The 18,742-nt window shown below is 71.5% G+C and carries 21 protein-coding genes and 3 tRNA genes; 18 read left to right on the top strand and 6 right to left on the bottom strand.

Annotated features, from left to right (window positions below; translation table 11 throughout):
* Nucleotides 1-129: 129 nt before the first annotated feature.
* The 4 genes from DEU31_RS15970 to DEU31_RS15955 all read left to right on the top strand — a co-directional run bounded on the left by DEU31_RS15970 (nt 130) and on the right by DEU31_RS15955 (nt 1,830).
* Nucleotides 130-390 carry a hypothetical protein gene (locus DEU31_RS15970; protein ID WP_157998631.1) on the top strand — a complete coding sequence of 87 codons (261 nt, stop codon included), beginning with the start codon at nt 130-132 and terminating at the stop codon, nt 388-390.
* Between the two features lie 80 nt (nt 391-470).
* The gene (locus tag DEU31_RS15965) at nt 471-740 is read left to right on the top strand and encodes a hypothetical protein (protein WP_100199635.1); all 270 of its coding nucleotides are present in this window, start codon (nt 471-473) and stop codon (nt 738-740) included.
* A 479-nt stretch (nt 741-1,219) separates the two neighbouring features.
* Nucleotides 1,220-1,480, top strand: a complete 261-nt coding sequence (locus DEU31_RS15960) for a hypothetical protein (protein ID WP_157998631.1) — start codon at nt 1,220-1,222, stop codon at nt 1,478-1,480.
* An 80-nt stretch (nt 1,481-1,560) separates the two neighbouring features.
* A complete protein-coding gene (locus tag DEU31_RS15955) occupies nt 1,561-1,830 on the top strand; it encodes a hypothetical protein (RefSeq protein ID WP_126988287.1) in 270 nt (89 codons plus the stop codon).
* 199 nt (nt 1,831-2,029) lie between these two features.
* Here DEU31_RS15955 and DEU31_RS16955 read toward each other — a convergent pair whose 3' ends face one another.
* Together DEU31_RS16955 and DEU31_RS15945 are read right to left on the bottom strand one after the other, a co-directional pair.
* A complete protein-coding gene (locus tag DEU31_RS16955; protein WP_208109999.1) occupies nt 2,030-2,341 on the bottom strand; it encodes a hypothetical protein in 312 nt (103 codons plus the stop codon).
* A 709-nt stretch (nt 2,342-3,050) separates the two neighbouring features.
* Nucleotides 3,051-3,539: a YajQ family cyclic di-GMP-binding protein gene (locus DEU31_RS15945; RefSeq protein WP_010549872.1), complete on the bottom strand. Its 489-nt coding sequence runs from the start codon at nt 3,537-3,539 to the stop codon at nt 3,051-3,053.
* A 273-nt stretch (nt 3,540-3,812) separates the two neighbouring features.
* On the opposite strand from DEU31_RS15945, the gene DEU31_RS15940 reads away from it, so the two are divergent.
* The 11 genes from DEU31_RS15940 (at nt 3,813) to DEU31_RS15890 (ending at nt 11,101) form a co-directional block, all read left to right on the top strand.
* Nucleotides 3,813-3,894, top strand: a tRNA-Tyr gene (locus tag DEU31_RS15940).
* Between the two features lie 84 nt (nt 3,895-3,978).
* Nucleotides 3,979-4,051, top strand: a tRNA-Thr gene (locus tag DEU31_RS15935).
* A 54-nt stretch (nt 4,052-4,105) separates the two neighbouring features.
* Nucleotides 4,106-4,182: transfer RNA gene (locus DEU31_RS15930), tRNA-Met, on the top strand.
* Between the two features lie 97 nt (nt 4,183-4,279).
* Nucleotides 4,280-4,450: a 50S ribosomal protein L33 gene (gene rpmG, locus DEU31_RS15925; protein WP_029360274.1), complete on the top strand. Its 171-nt coding sequence runs from the start codon at nt 4,280-4,282 to the stop codon at nt 4,448-4,450.
* Between the two features lie 169 nt (nt 4,451-4,619).
* On the top strand, nt 4,620-5,069 hold the full coding sequence (locus DEU31_RS15920) for a MaoC family dehydratase N-terminal domain-containing protein (RefSeq protein ID WP_029360273.1): 450 nt from the start codon (nt 4,620-4,622) through the stop codon (nt 5,067-5,069).
* Nucleotides 5,070-5,153: 84 nt separating this feature from the next.
* Nucleotides 5,154-5,645, top strand: a complete 492-nt coding sequence (locus DEU31_RS15915) for a MaoC/PaaZ C-terminal domain-containing protein (RefSeq protein WP_010549869.1) — start codon at nt 5,154-5,156, stop codon at nt 5,643-5,645.
* A complete protein-coding gene (locus DEU31_RS15910) occupies nt 5,642-6,769 on the top strand; it encodes a UDP-N-acetylmuramate dehydrogenase (RefSeq protein ID WP_133677838.1) in 1,128 nt (375 codons plus the stop codon). Before DEU31_RS15915 ends, DEU31_RS15910 begins: the two co-directional genes overlap by 4 nt.
* Before the next feature lie 136 nt (nt 6,770-6,905).
* Nucleotides 6,906-8,174 (top strand): serine hydroxymethyltransferase, encoded by a 1,269-nt coding sequence (gene glyA / locus DEU31_RS15905; protein WP_010549867.1) that lies wholly within the window; start codon nt 6,906-6,908, stop codon nt 8,172-8,174.
* Nucleotides 8,175-8,346: 172 nt separating this feature from the next.
* On the top strand, nt 8,347-9,240 hold the full coding sequence (locus tag DEU31_RS15900; protein ID WP_010549866.1) for a bifunctional methylenetetrahydrofolate dehydrogenase/methenyltetrahydrofolate cyclohydrolase: 894 nt from the start codon (nt 8,347-8,349) through the stop codon (nt 9,238-9,240).
* Nucleotides 9,241-9,319: 79 nt separating this feature from the next.
* Nucleotides 9,320-10,141, top strand: a complete 822-nt coding sequence (locus DEU31_RS15895; RefSeq protein ID WP_133677837.1) for an exodeoxyribonuclease III — start codon at nt 9,320-9,322, stop codon at nt 10,139-10,141.
* A gap of 93 nt (nt 10,142-10,234) precedes the next feature.
* A complete protein-coding gene (locus DEU31_RS15890; protein ID WP_133677836.1) occupies nt 10,235-11,101 on the top strand; it encodes an alpha/beta hydrolase in 867 nt (288 codons plus the stop codon).
* Between the two features lie 69 nt (nt 11,102-11,170).
* Here DEU31_RS15890 and DEU31_RS15885 read toward each other — a convergent pair whose 3' ends face one another.
* From DEU31_RS15885 to sdhC, 4 genes are all read right to left on the bottom strand, one after another.
* Nucleotides 11,171-11,926, bottom strand: a complete 756-nt coding sequence (locus tag DEU31_RS15885; RefSeq protein WP_010549863.1) for a succinate dehydrogenase iron-sulfur subunit — start codon at nt 11,924-11,926, stop codon at nt 11,171-11,173.
* Nucleotides 11,926-13,701, bottom strand: coding sequence for a succinate dehydrogenase flavoprotein subunit (sdhA, locus tag DEU31_RS15880; protein WP_010549862.1), 1,776 nt, complete (start codon nt 13,699-13,701; stop codon nt 11,926-11,928). Before sdhA ends, DEU31_RS15885 begins: the two co-directional genes overlap by 1 nt.
* A gap of 85 nt (nt 13,702-13,786) precedes the next feature.
* On the bottom strand, nt 13,787-14,242 hold the full coding sequence (locus DEU31_RS15875; protein WP_010549861.1) for a succinate dehydrogenase hydrophobic membrane anchor subunit: 456 nt from the start codon (nt 14,240-14,242) through the stop codon (nt 13,787-13,789).
* A 5-nt stretch (nt 14,243-14,247) separates the two neighbouring features.
* A complete protein-coding gene (gene sdhC / locus DEU31_RS15870) occupies nt 14,248-14,625 on the bottom strand; it encodes a succinate dehydrogenase, cytochrome b556 subunit (protein ID WP_010549860.1) in 378 nt (125 codons plus the stop codon).
* Nucleotides 14,626-14,889: 264 nt separating this feature from the next.
* Between sdhC and DEU31_RS15865 the strand changes: the two genes are divergently transcribed.
* From DEU31_RS15865 to DEU31_RS15855, 3 genes are all read left to right on the top strand, one after another.
* The gene (locus DEU31_RS15865; protein WP_133677835.1) at nt 14,890-16,026 is read left to right on the top strand and encodes a mannose-1-phosphate guanylyltransferase; all 1,137 of its coding nucleotides are present in this window, start codon (nt 14,890-14,892) and stop codon (nt 16,024-16,026) included.
* Between the two features lie 82 nt (nt 16,027-16,108).
* Nucleotides 16,109-17,350, top strand: a complete 1,242-nt coding sequence (locus tag DEU31_RS15860) for a M20 family metallopeptidase (protein ID WP_133677834.1) — start codon at nt 16,109-16,111, stop codon at nt 17,348-17,350.
* A 189-nt stretch (nt 17,351-17,539) separates the two neighbouring features.
* The gene (locus tag DEU31_RS15855) at nt 17,540-18,655 is read left to right on the top strand and encodes a BMP family ABC transporter substrate-binding protein (protein WP_010549857.1); all 1,116 of its coding nucleotides are present in this window, start codon (nt 17,540-17,542) and stop codon (nt 18,653-18,655) included.
* The last annotated feature ends 87 nt before the right edge of the window (nt 18,656-18,742 follow it).

Below are 18,742 nucleotides of genomic sequence, written 5' to 3'. Positions count from 1 at the left end.
AGGTGTGGTGGGTGGTTCTAGGGTGGTGTCATCACCTGGGGGACAGGGATCGAGGAAGTGGCCTTGGGGGTCGCGGAGGTCCGGTTCGGTGGGTGGGGATCTGATTCTTTCGACGATGTGGAGGACACCATGAAGAAGGGTATGAACCCTGAGGCTGTGGAGCAGATGGGCACCACGGCGGAGACGTCCGGCGAGGATGTCAACACCATCTACACGACGGTGCAGGGTCGTGTGACGGATTTCGACTGGACCGGTGAGGACCGCGACAAGTACGTGTCGGAGTTCGAGGGGACTCTGGGCGGTCTGGTCCAGGATGTCGTGACGCAGCTGGGCGAGTTCGCTGAGCGTGCGAAGAAGAACGCTCAGCAGCAGCGTGAGGCTTCTTCCTGATCTGCTGGGTTCTCTCGGCTTCTAGGTTTTTCTTTCTTCAGCAGTGATCTGCTCCGGGTTCGGGGCGAAAGGGGTTTGTGATGGCTTTCAAGGGTATGAATCCGGAGGAGGGGCGCGAGGTCGCTCAGGAGGTCCTCAAGGCGGGCGAGCAGGTTGTCGAGAAGATCGACGAGGTGACGCGTCTGGTGACGTCGGTGGAGTGGGTCGGTCCGGACTACGACGCGTATGTCGAGGCGTGGAACTCGTTCGTGAACGGTCCGGTGAACAGCCTGGTCGAGGCGTTCACGGCCAAGGGTGATGAGCTGACGAACCACGCCGAGGAGCAGGACACCACCTCGAACCAGCAGTGAGCTGAGCGGTTCTTCGTCGCGCAGGCCTCGTCCCCCGTCGTGGTGGGGGCGGGGCCTTCGTGATGCCCGGGAACGCGACGGTCGGGCCCCGGCGCCCGGGGTGTGGGCCCGTGCGCCGATCGGTCCCCGGTGTCCAGCGCGTGGGGTCGTGCGGCGACCGCGCCCCGGGCGCCGGTGACGACGGGGTCGACGGGGCCGGCTCCCGGCGTCCCGTACGAGGTGATCCAGCGGCGCAGCAGGGGAGCTGCCGGAGCTGTCCACAGCCCGATCCGACCGCAGTTCGACGCTGACCTGCAAGGATGCGGGTCCGGGCGGATGGGGAGGGGGATGGGGAGTTGTCCCCATCGCCAAGGTGTGGTGGGTGGTTCTAGGGTGGTGTCATCACCTGGGGGACAGGGATCGAGGAAGTGGCCTTGGGGGTCGCGGAGGTCCGGTTCGGTGGGTGGGGATCTGATTCTTTCGACGATGTGGAGGACACCATGAAGAAGGGTATGAACCCTGAGGCTGTGGAGCAGATGGGCACCACGGCGGAGACGTCCGGCGAGGATGTCAACACCATCTACACGACGGTGCAGGGTCGTGTGACGGATTTCGACTGGACCGGTGAGGACCGCGACAAGTACGTGTCGGAGTTCGAGGGGACTCTGGGCGGTCTGGTCCAGGATGTCGTGACGCAGCTGGGCGAGTTCGCTGAGCGTGCGAAGAAGAACGCTCAGCAGCAGCGTGAGGCTTCTTCCTGATCTGCTGGGTTCTCTCGGCTTCTAGGTTTTTCTTTCTTCAGCAGTGATCTGCTCCGGGTTCGGGGCGAAAGGGGTTTGTGATGGCTTTCAAGGGTATGAATCCGGAGGAGGGGCGCGAGGTCGCTCAGGAGGTCCTCAAGGCGGGCGAGCAGGTTGTCGAGAAGGTCGACGAGGTGACGCGTCTGGTGACGTCGGTGGAGTGGGTCGGTCCGGACTACGACGCGTATGTCGAGGCGTGGAACTCGTTCGTGAACGGTCCGGTGAACAGCCTGGTCGAGGCGTTCACGGCCAAGGGTGATGAGCTGACGAACCACGCCGAGGAGCAGGACACCACCTCGAACCAGCAGTGAGCTGAGCGGTTCTTCGTCGCGCAGGCCTCGTCCCCCGTCGTGGTGGGGGCGGGGCCTTCGTGATGCCCGGGAACGCGCCGATCGGGACCCTGCTCCTCGGTCCTCGGTCCTCGGTCCTCGGTCCTCGGTCCTCGGTCTCGGTGCGCGGTGCGCGGTGTTCGCTGCTCGGCGGTCGCGCCGCCGTCTCCGGGTTTGCGACTCAGGCCGTGACCGCGCCGGCCTCGCGCGCGTCCGCCGCGGCCGCGACGCGACGCAGATCCTCGAGCACCCGGTCCGGCTCGGCGCCGAGCGGCAGCGTGTCCGGGTCGAGGGCTCCGTCCACCTCCCCGGGGACGTCGGCGCGGAGCCCTGCGAAGAGCGAGTCCAGCTGCGACTGCTCCGGGCCGCGCTCGGCGACCACCTCGAGGGTCAGCCCGGTCGCGTCGGCCGTGGTGTGCGCCGCGAGCAGCACCCGGGCGAGCTGCTCGCGGGAGATCGCCCCCGTCGGCCGGGGAGCCGCCGCGCCGACCATCGCCCTGGCGGGCGACCAGCCGGTGCTCGTCCTGCGCCTCGTCGTCGAACCAGCCCGGGCGCACGATCGTGCACGGCAGACCGCTGACGCGCAGCAGGCGCTCCGCGCGATGCTTCCACGTGGCCAGGCCCGTGACGCGGTCGTGCTGCGAATCGTGCACCGTCACTCCGAGCGCCGACATGAGGGTCACCCGCACCGGGTGCCCGGAGGCGAGGAGGCACTCGACGAGCACGCGGACGATCCCGTAGTCCACGGCCTCCGCCTCGCCCGGCGCGCCGTGCGAGCCGTGGGCGAGGATCACTCCGTCGGCTCCCTCGAGGGCGCGCGCCATGTCCACGGGCATCGTCGCCTCGCCGGCGAGGAGCTCCGTCTCCACGGGGAGCAGCCGGGCGGCCCGCTCCGTGCTGCGCACGAGGGCCCGCGGGTGCAGTCCTGCCTCGACCGCGCACCTCACCACGTGGCGACCGACCCCTCCGGTCGCCCCGATCACCAGGATCGTGCCGCTGGTCATCGCACCCGTTCCCTCGACGGATCCGCGCCGCGCAGCCTCCGCGCGCGGAGATCCGAACATATCCAGCGCGGTGCGGGGGAGGGAGGAACCGCCAGTGCCTGGCCTCGCCGCACCCCCGTCCCGACGGCGCGGGAGCGGGGGTGCGGCGAGGCCGGGCTCAGCGGCTGTCGGGGGACCGGACGTCAGCGGCAGTCGACGTCAGCGGTAGTTCACGAACTGGAGGGCGACCTCGAGGTCCTTGCCCTTCAGCAGCGCGATCACGGACTGCAGGTCGTCGCGGCTCTTGGAGGAGACGCGCAGCTCGTCGCCCTCGATCCGTGCCTTGATGCTCTTGGGGCCCTCGTCCCGGATGATCTTCGAGATCTTCTTCGCGTCCTCGGTGGAGATGCCCTCCTTGAGCGAGGCCGCCAGGCGCACCTCCTTGCCGGACTGCTTGGGCTCGCCCACGTCGAGGGCCTTGAGCGAGATCCCGCGGCGGATCAGCTTGGACTGCAGCACGTCCAGCACCGCGAGCACGCGCTCCTCGGCGTTGGCGGTCATCACGATCTCGTCGCCGCCGAGGGTGATCGAGGCGCCGGTGTTCCGGAAGTCGTAGCGCTGGCCGACCTCCTTCACGGCCTGGTTCACGGCGTTGTCGACCTCCTGGCGGTCGAGCTTGCTGACGATGTCGAACGATGAATCGGCCATCGGGTCCTCCTCCGGGCGGCCCGCGAGGGCCGCCACCACGTCGAACGGGCGGGTCTGTCCAGTGATCGTCCCATGCCGGGTCCGGGAGCGCTCCCCGGTCTCCGAGGGGCCGCCGCAGAGGGGCTGCGACCAGCGGCGGGACGGCTGTGACGCCTCTCATGCCCCGAGAGCCCCTTCTGGGTTCGCGCCGCGGCCGGGACCCCGCTATGCTGTTTCGAGTCCGCTTCCGGCGGCCGCGGGACGAGAGTCCGGCGGGTGGCGGGAGAGGGTCGCGGCAGATTACCCGAGCGGCCAAAGGGAGCTGACTGTAAATCAGCTGGCATTGCCTACGGGGGTTCGAATCCCTCATCTGCCACGCGGAGGATCCCTGTGATCCGAAGCACGGGGACCGCCCCTCGAATTGCCTCCAGGCAATGAGGCGGGTAAGGTTCACCGGGTTGCCCTGATAGCTCAGTCGGCAGAGCGTCTCCATGGTAAGGAGAAGGTCAAGGGTTCGATTCCCTTTCAGGGCTCTGATGGATGCGACGGCCCGGTCTCATTCGAGATCGGGCCGTTTCATCGGTCACGCCGGGGTAGCTCAGACGGTTAGAGCGCACGACTCATAATCGTGAGGTCGCGGGTTCGATCCCCGCCCTCGGTACCACACCGGTCCCCACCGGAGTGCAGATTCCACATCCCCCGAGCACGGGGACCCACGAGGCGCACCGCCGGGTGCGTCACCCGGACGAAAGAGGCGAACCGTGGCGAGCAAGAGCTCTGACGTGCGTCCCAAGATCACCATGGCGTGTGTCGACTGCAAGGCGCGCAACTACATCACCAAGAAGAACCGTCGCAACACCCCGGATCGGCTGGAGCTCTCGAAGTTCTGCCCGACCTGCGGCAAGCAGACGGCGCACCGCGAGACCCGCTGAGCGGTCCCGCCGCAGCATCCACGAAGGCCACCCGGCACCGCCGGGTGGCCTTCGTCATGTCCGGCCCCCGTGCCTCGCGCGGGCCGCACCGCAGGGGAGCGGGGGCGGTGAGATGATCGGGGGGACCGCATCCGTCGGCCCCCGCGCCGACCCGACCTCGGGAGACACAGTGACCACCAGCCCCGATCCCGCCTTCGCCGGCCGCACCTACCCGGCGGGCCCCGTGCACACCGTCTCGGCCGCGAAGATCGTCGAGTTCGCCCGAGCCACCGGCGCCCGCTCCCCGCTGCACACCGATCCCGAGGCCGCCCGCGCCGCCGGGCACGCCGACGTCGTGGCGCCGCCCACGTTCCTCGTCTCCCTCGCCCAGGCCACCGAGGCGCTGTACGTCGAGGACCCCGCCGCCGGCATCGACTTCTCCCGCGTGGTCCACGGCGAGGAGTCCTTCACCCTGCACCGTCCCGTCGTCGCCGGCGACCGCCTCGTGCCGACCCTCACCGTCGAGTCGGTCCGCGCCGCCGGAGGGCACGCCATGGTCACTACCCGCGTCGACCTCGCCGACGAGGACGGCGCCGAGGTCGCCGCCGTGCGCAGCATGCTCGTCGTGCGCGGGGACTGAGCCCGCCGCCTCGCCCCGCGGCGCCCCGGCGCCGTCTCCCTCGCCCCTCGCGGCCCCGCCGCAGATGCCACACCAGGAGCACCGATGACCACCAGCCCCACCCCCGACGCCCGCCCGCTCGACCTCGCCGCCCTGTCCGTCGGCGACGAGCTCTCCCGCACCGTCCACACCCTCGACCGCGACGCGCTGGTCCGCTACGCCGGCGCCTCCGGCGACTTCAACCCGATCCACTACAACGACGCCGTCGCCGAGCAGGCCGGGCTGCCCGGCGTCATCGCCCACGGCATGCTCACCATGGGCACGGCCATCACCGGCCTGCTCGAGGCCGTCGGCGACCCGACCCTGGTCACCGCCTACTCCACCCGCTTCACCGGCATGGTGCCCGTGCCCGCCACCGGCGAGGTCGCGCTCGAGGTCGTCGCGACCGTCGGCGCGATCGACGAGTCCGCGGGCACCGCACGCGTCGACCTCGCCGCCGTCGTCGACGGGGAGAAGGTGCTGGGGCGGGCCCGCGCGACCCTCGCGCTGCCGCGCCGCACGCAGGACGCCGAGGCCGACGCGGCAGGAGCGGCATGAGGCTCGCCGACCTGACCACCCTCCGCATCGGCGGGGAGATCCGGAACCTCGTCGAGGCCCGCACGGCCGACGAGGTGATCGCCGCGGTCTCCGCCGCGGACGAGGCGGGGGAACCGCTGCTCGTCCTCGGCGGCGGCTCGAACCTCGTCGCCTCCGACGAGCCCTTCGAGGGCACCGTCGTGCTGCTCCGCGACCCCGAGGACCCGCCGCTGCTGGACGCGACCTGCGAGGTCGGCGCCTCCGGCGAGCCCGACGGGATCCCCGTGGACCCGGCCGAGCTCACCCCGCTGGATCCCACCTGCGGCGGGGCGATCGTCGAGTACTTCGCGGGCGTGAACTGGGACCGGGCCGTGCGCTACGCGATCGCCCGCGAGATGGTCGGCATCGAGGCGCTCTCCGGCATCCCCGGCACCGTCGGCGCGACCCCGATCCAGAACGTCGGCGCCTACGGCCAGGAGGTCGCCTCGACGATCTCCCGCGTGCGCACCTGGGACCGCGAGAAGGGAGCGGTGCGCACCTTCTTCGCCGCCGACTGCGGCTTCGCCTATCGCGACAGCGTCTTCAAGCGCACCCGGTACAGCGGACCCGTCCCCTCGGCGACCGGCCGCTACGTGGTGCTGTCGGTGACCTTCCAGCACACCATCGGCTCCCTCTCCGCCCCGATCCGCTACGCACAGCTCGCCGCGGAGCTCGGCGTCGAGGTGGGGGACCGGGTGCCGATGAGCCAGGTGCGCGAGGCGGTGCTGCGCGTGCGCGGCAGCAAGGGCATGGTCCTGGACGCCGCCGATCACGACACCTGGAGCGCCGGCTCCTTCTTCACCAACCCGATCCTCTCCGCGGACGAGGCGGCGGCTCTGCCCGAGCAGGCGCCGCGCTACGACGCGGGCGAGGGCAGGGTCAAGACCAGCGCCGCCTGGCTCATCAGCCACTCCGGGATCGAGCGCGGCCATGCGGTGGGGGAGCGGGCCTCGGTCTCCACCAAGCACTCCCTCGCGCTGACCAACCGCGGCGGCGCCTCCAGCGAGGACCTCGTCGCCCTCGCCCGCGACGTCCAGGACCGGGTGGAGGACCGCTTCGGGATCCGCCTCGAGCCCGAACCCGTGCGGCTCGGCGTCGACCTCTGAGCTCGCACGACACCCGTCGGCGCCCGTTCCCGCGGACGGGCGCCGATCCCTGGATGCGAGGGCCCTCGCCGACGCTCCCGGCCTAGGATGGCGTGACGGCTGCTCGCCGCCCCCTCACCCCGTCACAGGAGGCCCCGTGAACGTCCTCGACAAGTCTGTCGCCGACATCGATCCCGAGATCGCCCAGGTGCTCGACCGCGAGCTGGCCCGTCAGCAGGGCACGCTCGAGATGATCGCCTCGGAGAACTTCGTCCCCCGCTCGGTCCTGCAGGTGCAGGGCTCGGTCCTCACCAACAAGTACGCCGAGGGCTACCCCGGCAAGCGCTACTACGGAGGCTGCGAGGAGGTCGACGTCGCGGAGCAGATCGCGATCGACCGCGCGAAGGCCCTGTTCGGCGCCGAGCACGCGAACGTCCAGCCGCACTCGGGCGCGACCGCGAACGCCGCGGTGATGCACGCCCTCGCCCGCCCGGGCGACAAGCTCATGGGCCTTTCCCTCGCCCACGGCGGCCACCTCACCCACGGCATGAAGATCAACTTCTCCGGCCGTCTCTACGACATCGTCGCGTACGAGACCGAGCCGGGCACCGGCCTGATCGACATGGACAAGGTGCGCGAGCTCGCGATCGCCGAGCAGCCCAAGGTCATCGTCGCCGGCTGGTCCGCCTACACCCGCCAGCTCGACTTCCCCCGCTTCCGCGAGATCGCCGACGAGGTCGGCGCCGCGCTGTGGGTCGACATGGCGCACTTCGCGGGTCTGGTCGCCGCGGGCCTGCACCCCAGCCCGGTCCCCTACGCGGACGTCGTCTCCACCACCATCCACAAGACCATCGGCGGCCCCCGCTCCGGCATGATCCTGTGCAAGGAGAAGTGGGCGAAGAAGATCGACTCGGCCGTGTTCCCCGGCCAGCAGGGCGGCCCGCTCATGCACGTCGTCGCCGCGAAGGCCGTGGCGCTGAAGATCGCCGCGTCGGAGGACTTCAAGGACCGCCAGGCCCGTACCCTCGAGGGCGCGCAGATCCTCGCCGACCGCCTCCAGCAGGAGGACACGAAGGCCGCCGGCGTCAAGGTCATCTCCGGCGGCACCGACGTGCACCTGGTGCTCGTGGACCTCGTCGACTCCGAACTGGACGGCCAGCAGGCGGAGGACCGCCTGCACGAGGCCGGCATCACCGTGAACCGCAACGCGGTCCCCAACGACCCGCGCCCGCCGCGGGTCACCTCGGGCCTGCGCATCGGCACCCCGGCGCTCGCCACCCGCGGCTTCGGCGCGGCGGAGTTCACCGAGGTCGCCGACGTGATCGCGCTGGCGCTGACCGGCGGGGCCGACGTCGAGTCCCTCAGGGCCCGCACCGCGAAGCTCGCCGAGTCCAAGCCGCTCTACCCCGAGCTGCAGCAGTACTGATCCCCGCGGGCGGGGTCCGGAGGCCGCGGTGTCCGGACCCCGCCCGTCCCGCATCGGCCCGCCGGCGCCCGGGGCGGGACCGCGCTCGACCGGGGCACCGGTCCCTCGGCCGGACCTCCCGGGCCCACCCCGCCGACCACCTCACCGAGACCCCTCATCGAAGGAGAGCGTCATGACCGCCCAGATCCTCGACGGCAAGGCCACCGCGAAGGCGATCAAGCAGGAGCTCGCCGAACGCGTCACCCGCCTGGTCGACGCCGGTCACCCGCGTCCCGGGCTCGCGACCGTGCTGGTCGGCGACGACCCGGGCAGCGCCGCCTATGTGCGCGGCAAGCACCGCGACAGCGAGCAGATCGGCCTGAACTCGATCCAGAAGCACCTCCCGGCCGACGCCACCCAGGAGGAGGTCGAGGCGGTCGTCGACGAGCTCAACGCCGACCCCGCCTGCACCGGCTACATCGTCCAGCTGCCGCTGCCGAAGCACATCGACACCGACGCGATCCTCGAGCGGATCGACCCCGCCAAGGACGCCGACGGCCTCCACCCCACGAACCTCGGCCGCCTGGTCCTGAACGCCTACTCGCCGATCCATACCCCGCTGCCCTGCACGCCCCGGGCCGTGATCGAGCTGCTCATGCGGCACGACCTCGACCTCAAGGGCAAGGACGTGGTCGTGATCGGCCGCGGCGTCACCGTCGGCCGCTCGATCGGCGCGCTGATGACCCGCCGCGCCATCAACGCGACCGTCACCCTCACCCACACCGGCACGACGGACCTCCCCGCGCACCTGCGCCGCGCCGACGTGATCGTCGCCGCCGCGGGCGTCGCCCACCTGGTCCGGCCCGAGGACGTCAAGCCCGGCGCGATCGTGCTCGACGTCGGCGTCTCCCGCCAGGAGGACCCCGAGGGCGGGAAGGCGAAGCTCGTGGGCGACGTGGACCCGGCCGTCGCCGAGGTCGCCTCGTGGATCAGCCCCAACCCCGGCGGCGTCGGCCCCATGACCCGCGCGCTGCTGGTCAACAACGTCGTCGAGGCGGCCGAGCACGCGGCCGGCATCGAGGCCTGAGACCCCGGCGGGGCGGGCAGAGACGCCCGCCCCGCGGCACGCGTCGCGGCCGTCGGGCCCCGCTGACATACTGGTGGGCATGACTTTCACCCTCGCCACCGTCAACGTCAACGGCCTGCGGGCCGCGGCCCGCAAGGGCATGGCCGACTGGCTCGCGACCACCGCGGCCGACGTCATCACCCTGCAGGAGGTGCGGGCGCCCGAGGAGCTTCTCGCCGAGCTGGTGGGGGAGGGCTGGACCATCGTCGGCGAGGCCTCCGAGCTGAAGGGCCGCAACGGCGTCGCGATCGCCGCCCGCACCTCCCTGGAGCGGATCGACCTCGAGGGCGTGCGTCGCGGACTGCCGGGGCTGACCGAGCCCACCCACACCGGTCGTTGGCTCGAGGCCGACCTCGAGGACCCGCTGGCCGACGGGGCCGACCTCACGGTCATCTCCTGCTACATGCACTCCGGCAACACCGAGAAGCCGCAGACCATGATCGACAAGTACGCCTTCCTCGACGTGGCGATGGAGCGCCTGGACGCGCTGCGCGCCGACGGCCGTCACGTGGTCCTCACCGGCGACCTCAACATCGCCCACGCCAACAATGACATCAAGAACTGGAAGGGCAACCTGAAGTCAGCCGGCTTCCTGCCCGAGGAGCGCGCATATCTCGACCGCCTGCTGGTCGAGGGCGACTGGGTGGACGTCCAGCGCCGTCTCGCCGGCGATGTGCCCGGCCCGTACACCTGGTGGTCCCAGCGGGGAAAGGCCTTCGACAACGACTCCGGCTGGCGCATCGACTACCAGCTGACCACCCCGGCGCTCGGCGAGAAGGCGACGGCGGCGCAGGTCGATCGCGCCCCCAGCTACGACACCCGCTGGTCCGACCACGCGCCGCTGGTGGTCACCTACTCCTGAGCCCGCGCCGGGCGCCGTCGGCGCGGCCTCGACGGACCGACTCCGTCGTCGAGCGCCCTTCACCACGTCCGGGCACGGTCCTACGCTGTGCCCATGGAGACCCGCACCCTGTCCCTGCCCGACGCCGAGATCGTCCACGACGTGCACGGTCCGCTGCCCCCGGCCGACGGCAGGGAGGTGCTGCTGGTCATCGGCCAGCCCATGACCGCCGACGGCTTCGCCGAGCTGATCGCCGAGCTCCCGCACCGCACCGTCGTCGCGTACGACCCGCGCGGACTCGGCCGGAGCACCCGCAGCGACGGCAGCGCCCTGAACGACCCGTCCCTGCAGGCGGAGGACCTCCACGCCCTGGTCACCGATCTCGGCGCGCCGGTGCAGATGTTCGCCAGCAGCGGCGGCGCCGTCGCCGCGCTCGCCCTGCTCGCGGCGCATCCCGAGGACGTCAGCCGGGTCGTCGCCCATGAGCCGCCCGTCATGGGCGTGCTGCCCGACGCGGAGCTCGCCGAGCGCGCGAACGACGCCGTCGGCCGCGCCTATCAGGAGCGCGGCTGGGGCGCGGGGCTCGCCGCCTTCCTCGCCATGAGCATGTGGCAGGGCGAGTTCACCGAGGAGTTCCTCGCCCGGCCCCTGCCCGGTCCCGCCCAGTTCGGCCTGCCCGACCAGGACGACGGCACGCGGGAGGATCCGCTGCTGTCCGGGACGAGCGCGCCCGTGACCTCCTACCAGCCGGACCTCGAGGCGCTGCGCGCCGCGGGGGACCGTCTGGTCCTCGCCGTGGGGGAGCAGACGGGGGAGGCGATCACCGCCCGCACCACGCGCGCCCTCGCCGAGGCGCTCGGCACCGAGCCGCTCGTCTTCCCGGGCGACCACGGCGGCTTCGCCGTCGGCGACCCGTCCCATCCGGGCGACCCCGCCGCTTTCGCGACGCGCCTGCGCGAGGTGCTCGCCGCCCGCGGCTGACCGCCCCGATGACGACAGGGGCTCCTCCGCCGCGGCGGAGGAGCCCCTGTCGTCGTGCTGAGCGCGGGATCAGACGCGGCCGCGTATCACGGCCTGCTTCACCTCGGCGATCGCCTTGGTCACCTGGATGCCGCGCGGGCACGCCTCGGTGCAGTTGAAGGTGGTGCGGCAGCGCCACACGCCCTCCTTGGAGTTCAGGATCTCCAGGCGCTGCTCGCCCGCGTCGTCGCGCGAGTCGAAGATGAAGCGGTGCGCGTTCACGATCGCGGCCGGGCCGAAGTACTGCCCGTCGGTCCAGAACACGGGGCAGGACGAGGTGCACGCGGCGCAGAGGATGCACTTGGTGGTGTCGTCGAAGCGCTCGCGCTGCTCCGCGGACTGCAGCCGCTCGCGGCTGGGCTCCTGACCGCCCGCGACCAGGAACGGCATGACCTCCTTGTAGGAGTCGAAGAACGGCTCCATGTCCACGATGAGGTCCTTCTCCACCGGCAGGCCCTTGATCGGCTCGACCGTGATGGGCTTCGAGATGTCGAGGTCCTTGAGCAGGGTCTTGCAGGCCAGACGGTTGCGGCCGTTGATCCGCATCGCGTCCGAGCCGCAGACGCCGTGGGCGCAGGAGCGGCGGAAGGTCAGCGAGCCGTCCACGTGCCACTTGATCTCGTGCAGGGCGTCGAGCACACGGTCGGTGCCGTGCATCGTGACGGTGAAGTCCTCCCAGTGGACTCCCTTGTCGTCCTCCGGGGTGAAGCGTGCGATGCGCAGCGTCACCTCGAACGAGGGGATCTCCCCGGCATCGGCCTGGGGCTTCTCGGCGACGGCAGTCATCAGAACGTGCGCTCCTTCGGCTCGTAGCGGGTGATCACGACGGGCTTGGTGCCCAGACGGATCGGGGTGCCCTCGACGCCCTCCTCACCCGGCAGGGTGCGGTAGGCCATGGTGTGCTCGAGGTAGTTGACGTCGTCGCGCTTCTCGAAGTCCTCGCGGAAGTGGCCGCCGCGGGACTCCTTGCGGTGCAGCGCGCCGAGCGCCACGATCTCGGCCAGGTCGAGCAGGAAGCCGAGCTCCACGGCCTCCATCAGGTCGAGGTTGTAGCGGCGGCCCTTGTCCTGGATCGCGACCGTCTCGTAGCGCTTCTTGAGGTCCTTGATGCCGGCCAGCGCCGTGCGGCAGGTCTCCTCGGTGCGGAACACCTGGACGTTGGCGTCCATGAGCTCCTGCAGATCGGTGCGGATGTTCGCGATGCGGTCCTCGGTCGCGGGCCGGTCGCGCAGGCGCTCGAGCAGCTCGACGGTGGGGGTCTCGACGCCCTCGGGCAGCTCGGGCAGGTCGACCTCCGCGGCGTGCTCCGCGGCGGCGATGCCGGCGCGGCGCCCGAACACGTTGATGTCCAGCAGCGAGTTGGTGCCCAGGCGGTTGCCGCCGTGCACGGACACGCAGGCGGTCTCGCCGGCCGCGTACAGGCCGGGGATCACGTCGGTCGCGTTGGCGAGGACCTCGCCACGGATGTTCGTGGGGATGCCGCCCATGCCGTAGTGCGCGGTCGGGAAGACCGGCACCGGCTCGGTGTACGGCTCCACGCCCAGGTAGGTGCGCGCGAACTCGGTGATGTCCGGGAGCTTCGCGTCGATGTGCGCGGGCTCGAGGTGGGTGAGGTCGAGGTAGACGTAGTCCTTGTTCGGGCCGGCGCCGCGGCCCTCGCGCACCTCGTTGGCCATCGCGCGGGCGACCACGTCACGGGGGGCGAGGTCCTTCAGCGTCGGGGCGTAGCGCTCCATGAAGCGCTCCATCTCGCTGTTGCGCAGGATGCCGCCCTCGCCGCGCGCCGCCTCCGACAGCAGGATGCCGAGGCCCGCCAGGCCCGTCGGGTGGAACTGGAAGAACTCCATGTCCTCCAGCGGGATGCCGCGGCGGAACGCCATCGCGGGGCCGTCGCCGGTGAGGGTGTGGGCGTTCGAGGTGGTCTTGAAGATCTTGCCGAAGCCGCCGGAGGCGAACACGACCGACTTCGCGCGGAAGACGTGGATCTCGCCGGTGGCGAGCTCGTAGGTGACCACGCCGGAGGCACGCACGCCCTCGTCGGAGCGCGGGTCGCCGGTCATCAGCACGTCGAGCACGTAGTACTCGTTGAAGAACTCCACCTGCTGCTTCACGCAGTTCTGGTAGAGGGTCTGCAGGATCATGTGGCCGGTGCGGTCCGCGGCGTAGCAGGCGCGGCGCACGGGCGCCTCTCCGTGCTCACGGGTGTGCCCGCCGAAGCGGCGCTGGTCGATGCGCCCCTCAGGGGTGCGGTTGAAGGGCAGGCCCATCTTCTCCAGGTCGAGCACCGCGTCGATGGCCTCCTTGGCCATCACCTCGGCGGCGTCCTGGTCCACCAGGTAGTCGCCGCCCTTGACGGTGTCGTAGGTGTGCCACTCCCAGTTGTCCTCCTCGACGTTGGCGAGGGCCGCGCACATGCCGCCCTGCGCCGCGCCGGTGTGGGAGCGCGTGGGATAGAGCTTGGTGACGACCGCGGTGCGGGCGCGCTTGGAGGACTCCAGCGCCGCGCGCATCCCGGCGCCGCCGGCGCCGACGATCACCACGTCGTAGTTATGGGTCTGCATGTCGGGTGACTGCTCCGTTCCGGGAAGACCGTGAAGTGCGTGAGGAAGGGGAGGGGCGGCCGGGGGTCCGGCCGCCCCGGGGGCGTCAGCCCTCGCAGAAGGAGGGCAGCAGGCTCGGCTCGGCGCCGACGGGGCAGGGATCGAAGGTGAAGATCACCAGGGTGCCCAGCACGATCGTGACGACGACCGCGAAGTACAGCAGGGCCTTCAGGACCATGCGGGTGCGGTCGCCGCGGGCGTAGTCGTTGATGATCGTGCGCACGCCGTTGCCGCCGTGGATGAGGCCCAGCCACAGCATCAGCAGGTCCCAGACCTGCCAGAAGGGGGAGGACCACTTGCCGCCGACGAAGGCGAAGTCGATGCCCTTGACGCCGTCGCCGAGCCACAGGTTCACGAAGAGGTGGCCGAAGACGAGGATGACCAGCAGCGCGCCGGAGCCGCGCATGAACATCCACGAGAGCATCTCGGCGTTCAGGCCGCGCTGCCCGGTGCGGCGGTAGCGGGTGGAGGGATCCGGGATCGAGGTGGTGGAGGTCGACATGGGGATCACGCTCCGAACATGTGCATGAGGTGGCGGGGGAGGAAGCCGGCCATCAGGACGGCCCACACGATCACGACGCCCCAGAAGAGCTTGCGCTGGTGCACGGTCCCCTTGGACCAGAAGTCCACGAGGATGATGCGCAGGCCGTTGAGCGCGTGGAAGAGCACGGCGCCGACCAGGCCGACCTCGCCGAGGCCGAAGACGACGGTCTTGTAGTGGCCGATGACCTCGTTGTACGCCTCGGGCGAGACGCGCACGAGCGCGGTGTCCAGGACGTGCACGAGCAGGAACAGGAAGATCGCCATTCCTGAGATGCGGTGGGCGACCCAGGACCACATGCCCTCGCGTCCGCGATAGAGCGTCCCGGATTGGGCGGAAGCCACGGAGTTCCTCCAGAAGCGTCGGTATGTCGCCGGGAGCTCGACGGTGCTCCGCGGCGCGCGGCGCGGGACCCCGGGGACCGAGGCCCCCGCGGCCGTTGCAGCGCTCGGCGCCCTCGGGCGGCCGTTTCGCGACACGGCGACATCATCATCGCCCCCGACAGGGGCAGGTTCAGCGTAGCACCAGGCAGGAGGCGGGCAGGCCCGCCCCGGCCGCGTCGGCGAACGGACCGGAGGGGTCCGTCGAAGGCTGGATACGCTGGGCTCATGCCTGATGCCCCCTTCGTCCCCGTGGTGCCCGCTGGAGGGTCCGGCACCAGACTGTGGCCGCTCTCACGCCGCGACCGCCCGAAGTTCCTGCTGGACCTCACCGGGCAGGGCCGCTCCCTGCTCCAGCTCACCCTCGACCGCCTCGCGCCCCTCGCGGACCGGCCCCCGATCGTCGTCACCGGCCGCGCCCACGCCGCAGCGGTGCGCGAGCAGCTCGACGGGGACGTGCGCGTCCTCGCGGAGCCCTCGGCCCGCAACTCCATGCCCGCGATCGCGCTCGCGGCCGCGCACGTGGAGCGCGAGTCGCCGGACGCCGTGATCGGCTCCTTCGCCGCCGACCACCTCATCGAGGACGAGGCCGCCTTCGCCCGCGCCGTCACCGCCGCGCGGGACGCCGCCGAGCTCGGACTCCTGGTCACCCTCGGCATCGCCCCCACCTCGCCGTCGACCGGCTTCGGCTACATCGAGTCCGTGGGCGACGGGGGAGCGGACCCCGCGCTCTCCGCACGCCTGCGCGCCGTCGGCGCCGAGCCCGTCGTGCGCTTCGTCGAGAAGCCCGACCGCGAGCGGGCCGAGGCCTTCGTCGCCGCGGGACTGCGCTGGAACGCCGGCATGTTCGTGGTGCGCGCCTCGGTGCTGCTCGACGAGCTCGCCGTCCAGATCCCCGGCCTCGCCGCCGGCGCGCGCGAGATCGCGGCCGCGCACGGCGGCGCCGAGGAGCAGGAGGTGCTCGAGCGCGTCTGGCCCACGATGACCGCGATCGCGATCGACCACGCCCTCGCCGAGCCGCTCGCCGCGCAGGGGCGGGTCGCGGTGGTCCCGGCGGAGTTCGACTGGGACGATGTCGGCGACTTCGCGGCGCTCGCCCGCCAGCTCCGCGAGCGCGAGGGCGAGGTGCGCTGCGGCGAGGACGGCACCGAGGTCCACGTGGTGGGAAGCGCGAGCGTCGATGCGCTCTCCTCCCGGGCCACGGTGTACGGTTCCACGGATCGCCACATCGCCCTGGTCGGGCTCGAGGGCGTCAGCATCGTCGACACCGAGGACGCGCTGCTGGTGCTCGCCGACGAGAAGGCGCAGGCCCTCCAGCAGCTCGTCGGCCGGCTTGACGAGCAGGGGCTGGGCCGGCTGCGCTGACCCGCACCGCCGGACCCGCATCGCCGCAGGAGGCGAACGGCGGCCAGTGCGGTCGATGACAGGACAGGACAGGAGCGGACGCGTGGAGCAGTCGCAGCAGACGCTGGTCGGGACCTCGCAGCAGCGGGCGATGCTCGGACCGGAGGGGCGGATCGCCCGCACCGTCGCCGAGCGCGGCGACGCCCTGCGCGAGGTGCGCCGCCACCTCCACCGCCACCCCGAGCTCTCCCACCAGGAGCACGCCACCACCGACTTCATCGCCGAGCAGCTCACCGCCCTCGGGCTCGCGCCGAAGCGCATGGCCGCCACCGGCCTGATCTGCGACATCCCCGGCGCAGACCCGTCGCTCCCGCTGATGGGGCTGCGGGCGGACATGGACGCGCTCGGGATCCCCGAGCTCAGCACCGTCCCCTACCGCTCCGTCGTCGAGGGCGTCTCCCACGCCTGCGGCCACGACGTGCACATGAGCGCCGTGCTCGGCGCGGCGACCGCGCTGGTGCGGGTGGCCGAGGAGGGCGCGCTGCGCCGCGGCGTGCGCCTGGTGTTCCAGCCCGCCGAGGAGATGCATCCCTGCGGCGCGCTCGAGCTGATCGGGCAGGACGTCCTGGACGGCGTCGACTCGATCCTCGCCCTGCACTGCGACCCCGGCGTCGACGTGGGCCACGTGGGCCTGAAGTCCGGCCCGATCACCTCGGCCACCGATCCGGTGCGGATCCAGGTGCGCGGCGCGGGCGGACACACCTCCCGCCCCCATCTCACCCAGGACCTCGTCTACGCGCTCGGCTCGATCGCGACGCAGCTGCCGGCCGCGCTGACGCGGCGCATGGACCCGCGCTCCGGCGTGAACCTCACCTGGGGCTCGATCCACGCCGGCTCCGCCTTCAACGCGATCCCCAGCGCCGGCACCCTCGAGGGCACCCTGCGCTGCCTGGACCACGAGGCCTGGGACCGGGCCGAGCAGCTGCTCGAGGAGGTCCTGGCCGATCTCGTGCGCCCCTGGGGAGTCGAGGCGCGGGTCACCCACGACCGCGGGGTGCCGCCGGTCTCCAACAGCCCCGCGAGCGTCGAGGTGCTCGCCGCCGCGGTGCGCGGGGTGCTCGGGCGGGAGAACCTCGACCCCACGGCCCAGTCCCTCGGCGGCGAGGACTTCGCCTGGTACCTCGAGAAGGTGCCCGGGGCGCTCGCCCGCCTCGGCACCCGCACCCCCGGCGGGCGCACCTACGACCTCCACATGGGCGACCTCATGATCGACGAGCGTGCGATCGGCATCGGGGCGAGCGTGCTCGCCGCCGCGTGCGTGCAGCGGGACCTGCAGATCGCCTGACCCCGGAGGCCGCCGGAGTTCACCCCGGCGCCACCTCCGCGTCGATTTCATAACGGTTCGGGGCTGAACGCTCAACCCGTGCTCACCATGCGTCCGGCAGGGCTATCGTCCAATCGCACCGCGACAGCGACGTCGCCCGGACCCTCGGGGCGCTCCCGGCCCCTCGCACTCCCACCGGAGGAACCACCCATGAAGAGCATCACGCGTGCCCTCGCCCTCGCCGGCGCCGGGGCTCTCACCCTCGCCGCCTGCGGCAGCGCCCCGGAGGAGACGGCCGGCGGCGGCAGCGACGCCGGCGGCGGCGCCGCGAGCGACTACAAGGCCTGCATGGTCTCGGACTCCGGCGGCTGGGACGACAAGTCCTTCAACGAGTCCAGCTACAACGGCCTGCTGAACGCCGAGAAGAACCTCGGCATCCAGAAGCAGACCGCCGAGTCCACCACCGACTCCGACTTCGCCCCGAACATCAACAACATGGTCACCGAGGGCTGCGACCTGATCATCACGGTCGGCTTCCTGCTCGCCCCCGCCACCGGCACCGCCGCCCAGGCCAACGAGGGCACCGACTTCGCCATCGTCGACTCCACCGCCCAGGACGCCGACGGCAACCCGATCGAGCTCGAGAACGTCAAGCCCCTCGAGTTCGACACCGCCCAGGCCGCGTTCCTCGCCGGCTACCTCGCCGCCGGCATGACCGAGACCGGCAAGGTCGCCACCTACGGCGGCATGGACATCCCCACCGTCACCATCTTCATGGACGGCTACGCCGACGGCGTCGCCCACTACAACGAGACCCACGGCACCGAGGTCGAGGTGCTCGGCTGGAACAAGGAGTCCCAGCAGGGCTCCATCGTCGGCACCTTCGAGGACCAGTCCAAGGGCAAGGCCGTCTCGGACGAGTTCTACAACGCGGGCGCCGACATCGTCATGCCGGTCGCCGGTCCCGTCGGCGCCGGCACCCTCGCCTCCGCCAAGGAGGGCGAGGACCGCAAGGTGATCTGGGTCGACGCCGACGGCTACGAGACCAATTCCGCCGACCCCGAGGCGCAGTCCACGATCCTCACCTCCGTCATGAAGGAGATGACCGTGGGCGTCGAGGACGTCATCACCGGTGCGGCCAGCGGCGAGTACGACGCGACCCCGTACGTCGGCACCCTCGAGAACGGCGGCGTGGGCCTGGCACCCTTCCACGACTTCGAGGATGATGTCCCCGCCGAGCTCAGCGAGGAGATCGACGCCCTCACGCAGGAGATCATCGACGGCACGGTCGTCGTCGAGTCCGAGGCCTCGCCCGCGGGCGCCTGAGCCCCGTCATGAGCGCGGTCCCCGCCCCGAGGGCGGGGACCGCGTCCCATGTCCCACACCGCACGGCCGAGCAGCTCGGCCGGCACC

The organism is Brachybacterium sp. AG952 (assembly GCF_004362645.1).
Classification (GTDB): domain Bacteria; phylum Actinomycetota; class Actinomycetes; order Actinomycetales; family Dermabacteraceae; genus Brachybacterium; species Brachybacterium conglomeratum.
This window is presented reverse-complemented; position numbering and strand designations above follow the sequence as displayed.

Coding starts and splice junctions, on each gene's coding strand:
- DEU31_RS15970 (WP_157998631.1), top strand. CDS start 130: ATGAAGAAGGGTATGAACCCTGAGGCTGTGGAGCAGATGGGCACCACG.
- DEU31_RS15965 (WP_100199635.1), top strand. CDS start 471: ATGGCTTTCAAGGGTATGAATCCGGAGGAGGGGCGCGAGGTCGCTCAG.
- DEU31_RS15960 (WP_157998631.1), top strand. CDS start 1,220: ATGAAGAAGGGTATGAACCCTGAGGCTGTGGAGCAGATGGGCACCACG.
- DEU31_RS15955 (WP_126988287.1), top strand. CDS start 1,561: ATGGCTTTCAAGGGTATGAATCCGGAGGAGGGGCGCGAGGTCGCTCAG.
- DEU31_RS16955 (WP_208109999.1), bottom strand. CDS start 2,341: ATGGTCGGCGCGGCGGCTCCCCGGCCGACGGGGGCGATCTCCCGCGAG.
- DEU31_RS15945 (WP_010549872.1), bottom strand. CDS start 3,539: ATGGCCGATTCATCGTTCGACATCGTCAGCAAGCTCGACCGCCAGGAG.
- DEU31_RS15915 (WP_010549869.1), top strand. CDS start 5,154: ATGACCACCAGCCCCACCCCCGACGCCCGCCCGCTCGACCTCGCCGCC.
- DEU31_RS15910 (WP_133677838.1), top strand. CDS start 5,642: ATGAGGCTCGCCGACCTGACCACCCTCCGCATCGGCGGGGAGATCCGG.
- DEU31_RS15900 (WP_010549866.1), top strand. CDS start 8,347: ATGACCGCCCAGATCCTCGACGGCAAGGCCACCGCGAAGGCGATCAAG.
- DEU31_RS15895 (WP_133677837.1), top strand. CDS start 9,320: ATGACTTTCACCCTCGCCACCGTCAACGTCAACGGCCTGCGGGCCGCG.
- DEU31_RS15890 (WP_133677836.1), top strand. CDS start 10,235: ATGGAGACCCGCACCCTGTCCCTGCCCGACGCCGAGATCGTCCACGAC.
- DEU31_RS15885 (WP_010549863.1), bottom strand. CDS start 11,926: ATGACTGCCGTCGCCGAGAAGCCCCAGGCCGATGCCGGGGAGATCCCC.
- sdhA (WP_010549862.1), bottom strand. CDS start 13,701: ATGCAGACCCATAACTACGACGTGGTGATCGTCGGCGCCGGCGGCGCC.
- DEU31_RS15875 (WP_010549861.1), bottom strand. CDS start 14,242: ATGTCGACCTCCACCACCTCGATCCCGGATCCCTCCACCCGCTACCGC.
- DEU31_RS15865 (WP_133677835.1), top strand. CDS start 14,890: ATGCCTGATGCCCCCTTCGTCCCCGTGGTGCCCGCTGGAGGGTCCGGC.
- DEU31_RS15855 (WP_010549857.1), top strand. CDS start 17,540: ATGAAGAGCATCACGCGTGCCCTCGCCCTCGCCGGCGCCGGGGCTCTC.